The organism is Microcystis sp. M31BS1, from assembly GCF_020245285.1.
Lineage (GTDB): Bacteria > Cyanobacteriota > Cyanobacteriia > Cyanobacteriales > Microcystaceae > Microcystis > Microcystis panniformis.
The window spans coordinates 1-8037 of the sequence record NZ_JADBVE010000114.1 but is presented as its reverse complement, the minus strand read 5'-3'; the positions used below and the strand labels follow the sequence as shown (position 1 = coordinate 8037).

At 41.2% G+C, this 8037-nt stretch carries 9 protein-coding genes; 7 read left to right on the top strand and 2 right to left on the bottom strand.

Annotated features, from left to right (window positions below; genetic code table 11):
- Nucleotides 1–91 precede the first annotated feature (91 nt).
- Both IM509_RS06450 and IM509_RS06445 read right to left on the bottom strand, forming a co-directional pair.
- The gene (locus tag IM509_RS06450) at nucleotides 92–265 is read right to left on the bottom strand and encodes a hypothetical protein (RefSeq protein WP_287716718.1); all 174 of its coding nucleotides are present in this window, start codon (nucleotides 263–265) and stop codon (nucleotides 92–94) included.
- Nucleotides 258–773 (bottom strand): TIGR02652 family protein, encoded by a 516-nt coding sequence (locus IM509_RS06445; protein WP_052278543.1) that lies wholly within the window; start codon nucleotides 771–773, stop codon nucleotides 258–260. Before IM509_RS06445 ends, IM509_RS06450 begins: the two co-directional genes overlap by 8 nt.
- Before the next feature lie 108 nt (nucleotides 774–881).
- Here IM509_RS06445 and IM509_RS06440 point away from each other — a divergent pair, with 108 nt between their 5' ends.
- The 7 genes from IM509_RS06440 (at nucleotide 882) to IM509_RS06410 (ending at nucleotide 7592) form a co-directional block, all read left to right on the top strand.
- Entirely contained in the window at nucleotides 882–1433 is a 552-nt protein-coding gene (locus tag IM509_RS06440; RefSeq protein ID WP_052277791.1) for a gamma carbonic anhydrase family protein, read from the top strand.
- 65 nt (nucleotides 1434–1498) lie between these two features.
- Nucleotides 1499–1618, top strand: coding sequence for a photosystem II protein Y (locus IM509_RS06435; RefSeq protein WP_039900610.1), 120 nt, complete (start codon nucleotides 1499–1501; stop codon nucleotides 1616–1618).
- 471 nt (nucleotides 1619–2089) lie between these two features.
- Nucleotides 2090–3424 (top strand): FAD-binding oxidoreductase, encoded by a 1335-nt coding sequence (locus IM509_RS06430; RefSeq protein ID WP_185236889.1) that lies wholly within the window; start codon nucleotides 2090–2092, stop codon nucleotides 3422–3424.
- A gap of 326 nt (nucleotides 3425–3750) precedes the next feature.
- The gene (purB, locus tag IM509_RS06425) at nucleotides 3751–5046 is read left to right on the top strand and encodes an adenylosuccinate lyase (protein WP_072925413.1); all 1296 of its coding nucleotides are present in this window, start codon (nucleotides 3751–3753) and stop codon (nucleotides 5044–5046) included.
- A gap of 49 nt (nucleotides 5047–5095) precedes the next feature.
- Complete coding sequence (locus IM509_RS06420; RefSeq protein WP_256378293.1) at nucleotides 5096–5230, top strand: hypothetical protein; 135 nt, start codon at nucleotides 5096–5098, stop codon at nucleotides 5228–5230.
- A gap of 27 nt (nucleotides 5231–5257) precedes the next feature.
- Nucleotides 5258–6739 carry an AAA family ATPase gene (locus IM509_RS06415; RefSeq protein WP_185237532.1) on the top strand — a complete coding sequence of 494 codons (1482 nt, stop codon included), beginning with the start codon at nucleotides 5258–5260 and terminating at the stop codon, nucleotides 6737–6739.
- Complete coding sequence (locus tag IM509_RS06410; protein WP_072925355.1) at nucleotides 6681–7592, top strand: hypothetical protein; 912 nt, start codon at nucleotides 6681–6683, stop codon at nucleotides 7590–7592. The genes IM509_RS06415 and IM509_RS06410 overlap by 59 nt, the downstream gene beginning before the upstream one ends.
- Nucleotides 7593–8037: the final 445 nt, after the last annotated feature.

The following is an 8037-nucleotide window of genomic DNA, read 5'->3' as shown; positions in this document are numbered from 1 at the left end:
TGATAAGTACCTAGGCAAAATTATTTACACATGACGATCATTGCCCCGTAAGGGTTTTAGCTCGATCGGGCAGGTAATTAATTTTGCATGACTACTTAACTGATAACTGATAACTGATAACTGATAACTGATAACTGATAACTGATAACTGATAACTGATAACTGATAACTGATCACTGATCACTGATAACTGATAACTGATAACTGATAACTGATAACTGATAACTGATAACTGATAACTGATAACTGATAACTGATTAATCAAAAAGACGAAAATAGGGATAACGTTTGGGAACCCCCGGTTCTTTTTCCAGATCAAAGTTAATTACATCCCAACAGGGTTGATCGGGGGCATCGGGGCTAAATTCTACTGGTAAACCGTAGAGACGGGGAATAGTGGCTTCACCCAGTTCATTACCGCGCCAAGTGGTGTTACGTTCTAGGTAGGAACTAACTAAATCGCGATAACGGTTGGCAATAATTACTTTAGTCGCTTTAAATCCTTGAGTATAGAGACGATCGAGTGCTTCGTGAATCTCAAAACGAATACCATCCGGGTGAGTGTGTTGACGATACCACTCACCATTCCAGAGTCGCCAATGCCGTCCTGACTGCAAGTGAACCAACTCACCCGTTTTGGGATCGGCTTCAAAAGCTCCATGGCGCGGACACAAATAGGTATCCGTCAAAGTGAGGGCGGGGATTAGCTGCCGACAGTGAGGACAATGGATATCGGGTCCAAAAACAGGGTATTGTAAACTTGCATTGATCATGGGAGAACCTAAACTAAAAATTGTTATCTTTGTACCAATAATCCTACCCATATTATACCCAACCAAATTGGACGGGTATTCTCTTTCGACTTTAGTGCAGATCCTCCCATGTCTTTAGATAACTTAAGATCAACTTCTAATTTCTGGCCGATTGTCGATGTCAGTCAAGCGGCTTTTATCGCCCCTAATGCCACGGTAATGGGCGATATTTCCCTAGCTGTGGGGGTGAGTGTTTGGTATGGGGCGGTATTGCGTGCCGACGTGGAACGCATCGAAATTGGGTCCTATACTAATATCCAAGATGGGGCAATCCTACACGGAGATCCGGGCAAAATTACTATCCTTGAAGATTACGTTACCATCGGGCATCGGGCGGTAATTCACGCAGCCCATATTGAACGCGGTTGTTTAATCGGCATTGGGGCAGTGATTCTCGATGGTGTGCGCGTCGGGGCGGGTAGTATTGTCGGGGCGGGTAGTATTGTGACAAAAGATATACCACCGCGATCTTTAGTGGTGGGTATTCCCGCTAAACGCGTCCGGGAAGTGTCGCCACAGGAGGCTCAAGAGTTGATCGAACACGCCGAGCGCTATGCTAAACTTGCCCTCGTTCATGGGGGAAAAGGTACTGATACCGGATTCCCAAAACGGGCGGATTAGGGTATAAATATAAAATGAGAATCAAGTAACAATCTTTTAAGCACCGCTCGAGGAGAAGGAAATCTATGGACTGGAGAGTGTTAATCGTTTTAACCCCTTTGTTTATTGCTGGTGGCTGGGCTGTCTTCAATATCGGCGCTGCCGCTATTAGACAAGCTCAACAGTTTCTCAGCAAACAAAGTTAATAAAAGTTTATAATTCTTAGTAAAACCGATCACCTAGGGGATCGGTTTTTAATTTTTCCTTATCTGGCGATCGCTGATTGGGGTGTGGGGTGTAGAGTGTGGGGTGTGGGGTGTGGGGTGTAGGGTGTGGGGTGACCACTTCGTGCGCGTTGCGGGGGGAAGTGAGGGAATTATGAATTAAGTAGGTGGGTGGAATTAAATATAAGATGAACGTAGGTTGGGTTGAAGCATGAAACCCAACGCCCGCATGGGTTACGCTACCGCTAACCCATCCTACAAATAATTGTGCCTCCCTACTTATGAATTATGAATTATGAATTGGGGTATGGGGAGAACAAATAAAAATAATCTCCTGTCTCCTGTCTCCTGAATCCTGAATCCTGAATCCTGAATCCTGAATCCTGTCTCCTGAATCCTGTCTCCTGTCTCCTAACCCCACCAATATACCTTTTCAGCAAACCCTACCTAACCATGAAATCTAACTATCAAAATCTCATCCAAGAATTGGCTCATCTAGAAATTATCACCGATCCGGGGCAAGTGGCGAAACTTTCCTTAGATTATTATCATTTTAGTCCCATTTTAGAGGCACAACTGCAAGATAAACGGGCTGATTTAGTCATTCGTCCCCAGAATAGCCAAGAGGTTATTGACATCGCTAAAACCTGCGTTAAATACCAAATTCCTTTAACAGTTAGAGGTGCGGGTACAGGTAATTATGGTCAATGTGTTCCCTTGCGGGGGGGAGTAATTTTAGACACAACGAAACTAACAAAAATTATCTCGATCAAACCGGGTACAGCCCGGGTAGAAGCGGGAGTAAAAATGGCATTTTTTGATAAACAAGCTCGCGCAATCGGTTGGGAATTAAGAATGGCTCCCTCTACCTATCGGACGGCGACAATTGGCGGTTTTATCGGGGGTGGCAGTGTGGGCATGGGTTCAATTAATTATGGACAATTGAAGGATAGAGGCAATCTGCAAGCAGTGCAGTTAGTCACCCTAGAAGCGGAACCAAAAATTATCGAACTACGGGGGGATGAGGTAGAAAAAGTCAATCATGCCTACGGAACAAATGGCATTATTACCGAGTTAGAAATAGCCCTCGCTCCCTGTTATCCTTGGGCAGAATTTATCGTTACTTTTGCCGATTTTATCACCGCCGCTAAATTCGGTCAAGCTCTTAGTGATAGTGATGGCATTGTTAAGAAAATGGTTAGCGTTCACTCCTGGCCAATTCCTGCTTATTTTATCGCTCTTAAGGATTATTTACCCACAGGAAAAGCGGCAGTTTTGTTAATAGTGTCGGACAGCGATCGAGTCGCATTAGAATCTTTAATTAAAGAATATAATGGTGAACTTACCTACTATAAAACGCCAGAAGAAACCCAAAAAGGCAACAGTATCTTAGAATTTACTTGGAATCATACCACTCTCCATGCGCGTAGTTGTAACCCCAAAATAACTTATCTACAGGCTTTTTATTTTAATCTAGCCACGGTGGAGAAACTCTATAATTATTTTGGTGAGGAAATAATGATGCACCTAGAATTTTTGAAATTTCAGGGTAAAGTTATTCCCGCCGGTCTTCCCTTGCTAGAATTTACCACAGAAACTCGATTAAATGAGATTATTGCTATCTATGAACAACAGGGGGCAGCTATTGCCAATCCTCACACTTATATCATGGAAGATGGCGGCAGCAGACAGATTAATCCGCTACAACTAGAATTTAAAAAACTCGTCGATCCTTACGGATTGAACAATCCGGGTAAAATGCGAGCATGGGTTGAAGCAAGGGGGTAGGGGTTCAATTCAAGCTAAATTAAACAAGATAAGTAGGTAGGCGTTAAAAACTATTAGATGCCCCCCTTATCAAGGGGGGATTAAGGGGGGATCGGCACCCCCCTTATCAAGGGGGGATTAAGGGGGGATCGGCACCCCCCTTATCAAGGGGGGATTAAGGGGGGATCGGCACCCCCCTTATCAAGGGGGGATTAAGGGGGGATCGAACCTAAAACACTAACCGCTAAAAAGGGAGTGGGGAAAACAAAACTCCCCGCTGCCCCCTGCCTATTCCCGGACTTGCCCCGATCCGATACAATTAAACGGTTGTCTTGGAAGAATTAATAGTGATCGAGCGTTATACTCTCCCTGCAATGGGGAACTTGTGGACGGATAGATATAAATATCAAACATGGCTAGAGGTAGAGATAGCCGTCTGTGAAGCGCAGGCAGAATTAGGCTATATTCCGGGGGATGCAGTAGAAGAAATTAAGGCAAAAGCTAATTTTGATCCCGATCGCATTTTAGAAATAGAAGCAGAAGTGCGCCACGATGTCATCGCCTTTTTAACAAATGTTAACGAATATGTGGGCGAGCCGGGACGTTATATTCATTTGGGTTTAACCAGTTCTGATGTATTAGATACCGCCCTGTCTTTACAATTAGTCGCCAGTTTAAACCTGATTTTAGAACAATTAGAAGATTTTATCCAAGCCCTGCGTTATCGCGCCCAAGAACACCGTTATACAGTCATGGTAGGACGTTCCCACGGCATTCACGCCGAACCGATCACCTTTGGCTTTAAACTAGCGGGATGGTTAGCGGAAGTGCTGCGAGGACGCGATCGTTTAATTCGCTTGCGCCAAGACATCGCCATCGGTAAAATATCTGGTGCAGTGGGAACCTATGCCAATATTGACCCGAAAATTGAGGCGTTAACCTGTCAGAAGCTAGGATTAGAACCGGATACCGCTTCCACTCAAGTGATCTCCCGCGATCGACACGCCGATTATGTGCAACAATTAGCTTTATTGGCGGCTTCGATCGAACGTTTTGCCGTGGAGATTCGCAACCTGCAAAGAACCGATGTCCTAGAAGTGGAAGAATACTTTGCCAAAGGACAAAAAGGCTCCTCCGCTATGCCCCATAAACGTAATCCCATCCGTTCAGAACGCTTAACGGGAATGGCGAGAATTATCCGTAGTCATAGCGTTTCCGCTTTAGAAAATATCGCCCTCTGGCACGAAAGGGATATTTCCCATAGTTCCGTAGAACGGGTAATGCTGCCGGATGTTTGCATTTTGACCCACTTTATGCTCAAGGAAATCACCGATTTAGTCAAAAATCTGCTGGTGTATCCCGAAAACATGAAGCGAAATATGAATGTTTACGGTGGCGTGATTTTCAGTCAAAGAGTTCTTTTAACTTTAGTGAGTAAGGGAATTAGCCGGGAATCTGCCTATAAAATCGTCCAAGAAAACGCCCATCGCGCTTGGAACACCGATAACGGCAATTTTAAAGCTTTTATCGGTCAAGATGAGCGAGTTACCGCTATTTTATCCCCCGACGAGATCGAAAGTTGCTTTGATCCCCAGCAGCACCTAAATCATCTTAATAGCATCTACCAAAGGTTAGATATTTAAGGAGCTTTCAGTGATCAGCTAACCACTAGCTTGTTGCTTTAGAAAGGTAATGACAGCGTTTTGGATTGTCGGTTGGCGATCGATCTTTTCTCAGAAAGCGATCGCTATTCGTTTCTCGATCAAGGTCGCGTTTGAAGATAAAACTAAAGAATCGGCGCAAGCGAGTACGAATCGGGTAAAATAAGGGTCTGTATTCGGAGTGTTCGTTTTTATGATGAAAATCAAACTCTTGAATTTAGGTAGTATTAAAGAGGCAGAAGTGGATCTTCGGCCTCTAACCGTTATTATTGGCCCGAATAATTCTAATAAAACTTATATCGCCTACTCGATTTATGGGTTATGGATTAATCATCGTGACGGCCTTTTTTTTTCTAGTGAAATTTTAGAAAAAATAGAATTTACAAATCAAGCCGATCATTGGTCTTTAAAAATAGACCGACGTTTTTATGATGTTATATCCGAAATTGTTCAAAAGTCCGCATCTGAATTTAGCGGGATAAAACTACAATCTTTTTTCCAAGATTCTAGCGGCAAGATTTTTGAAAAAACGAAATTCAGTATCGAAATTTCCGAAGATGATATTAAAACAGCTATAGAAAAAGTTTTAGCGCATATAATTGAGTATCGCCAGTCATTAGCTTCATTTGGAATCAAGAAAATCGAGCGAAGCGACAACAATAATGAGATTTTATTTTATCCAGAAAAAGAAGCTGAAATTTATGATTATAAAAACATGGTTCTTCTTGATTTTGTTGCTGGTGTTGTAACATTTTCATTTTCTGACATACTTCCTTTACCCGCCGAAAGAAACGCTTTTATAAATACCTATAAAATGCTGGCCAATAGAAGATATAAGCTACTTAAAGAGAATCAGAGAGAGCGATTGATACGAGGACGTATTAATCGAGAGCCATTGATACAAGGACTTATTAATCGAGATAAGCAGTTAGAGTTACTGATGAAAGAACAGGGAGATATTCGCTATCCTCAACCAGTAGAGGATTTTTTAGATTTTTTAACTGACATAGAACTAGAAAATAAGCCCGATCCCATTGCCAAAAACAAAAATGATTTTCAAAAATTAGCTGATCAAATTGAAAAGTATATTCAAAATAACAATAAAACAATCTTTAAAAAGAGTAAATTCGGAGGCAGAGAAATTAAAGTTTCGGTAAAAAGAAGTTTAGAGATCGATCTTTATAATGCTTCCTCGTCTATTAAACAATTAGCCCCGCTTTTACTCTATTTGCGCTATCGAGCAAAATCCGGGGATTTTCTGGTGATCGATGAGCCTGAAATGAACTTACATCCAGAATCTCAGGTAAAATTGTTAGAATCTTTAGCGATTTTAGTAAATTTAGGAGTTAGAATTTTATTGACGACTCATAGCCCCTATTTGATGGCTCATCTTAACAATATCGTTAATGGTAATCACCAAAATCCAGAACTTTTAGCCGAACAAGCTAAATTGCTTTATCTGCAAGATAGCCGAGGTTTTCTTAAAATGGAACAGGTTAGCGCCTATGAAATAAAAAATAATAAATTACTTTCTTTACACGACCCTGAATACGGTATTCGTTGGGATACTCTCAGCGATGTATCAGTTGATATTCAAAAAAAGTTTTTTGCAATTTATGAAGCAGGACAACAAAACCAAGAAACCGAAGAAGAATGTTCCTCAGAAGAAGAATAAACTCGATTGGCAGAAATTTAACTTTTTAGAAAATCTGCTTATTTTCTGTACCGTACCCGATCGGATCGCTCCACCCGAAAGCGGTGTCAGCTTTCGGATTACCAAGCCAGAAAAAGATTCCGTTTGTATTTTATTTAAAACTGATCGTCAGAAGGATCCTCTCGTTAGAAATCAAAAGCAGAAAAGACCTGATTATTTATCTCTTTTTATTCAGAATGACTTACTTCTGCTGACAATTATCGAGATGAAGGGAACTAATAAAAATTCCACGAGTACAGGTATCGAACAAATTACAACTTTTAGAGATATTTTAAAACAAGAAATTGCCGATCATGTCACCAGTAAACTCAAATATAAATTACAAGCTATCCTATTAACTCCCTATAATGCCGATATTCCTCGAAAGGCGATCGAAGAGGAAGCGGAGAAAGGATTTATTATTTTACCTATCCCGTATAATTTTAAAGCGGAGCTTTATCCTTATGTTTCCAAGACTTACAGGAAAGCGGATTTAAGCAAAATAAATTATATTCACGACGAGCAACATAAAGAATCCGATTGTTTGTTAATCGAAAACTTGTTGGCTAGACAAGCATCGGACAAACGTGAACAGGATAACTATTATTTATGTAAATTCACTCCCACCAAAGATAGACAAGGCATCTATATAGATTATCAGGTGTCGAGCGATCAAGACTGGATCACCCTATTAACCGATCCGCAGGGAAAGAAAGTTCAATTGGCTTACTGTAGTGATGATTCTCAAAGTTCAATCGATCAAATTCAGGAAGAGATTAAAAATTTAAACCTATGTCGAATGGTAGAGATGGTAAGTCGCCTAATCAATAGTTAGTATAAAAAAGTGGTGTAGAGAAATCGGCGTTGCTGATTTGAGATATGAATCTTCTTTTCTGGTATTTTTAAAACCTAGAGCCAAACTAACTTTTGCACGGGAACCTGTACAGTTGCCATTCATGCCTTGATTCAGCAATGCCGTTTCTTGCTGCAAATCCGACTAAGCAACTAATCTACGACAGGGAACGCACCTTATGCCATTTTTCTTTATTCGTGGCAGACATTCTACTCCTTTCTCCCTTTTTGGGAGAAGGATTGAGGTTGAAGGCAATTAACCATCTCTGCCATTACTTTAGAAAAATGGGTTCTTCGGTTTGTCTTATGCAATGGACGGGGTTATAAGGAATGAAACCCTTATAGAGACAGACATTACCGCAATTTTTGTCAATTGTTTGCGATCTAGAGTGAACTAATCAATTAAATCCCTTACCAGATAAGGATTT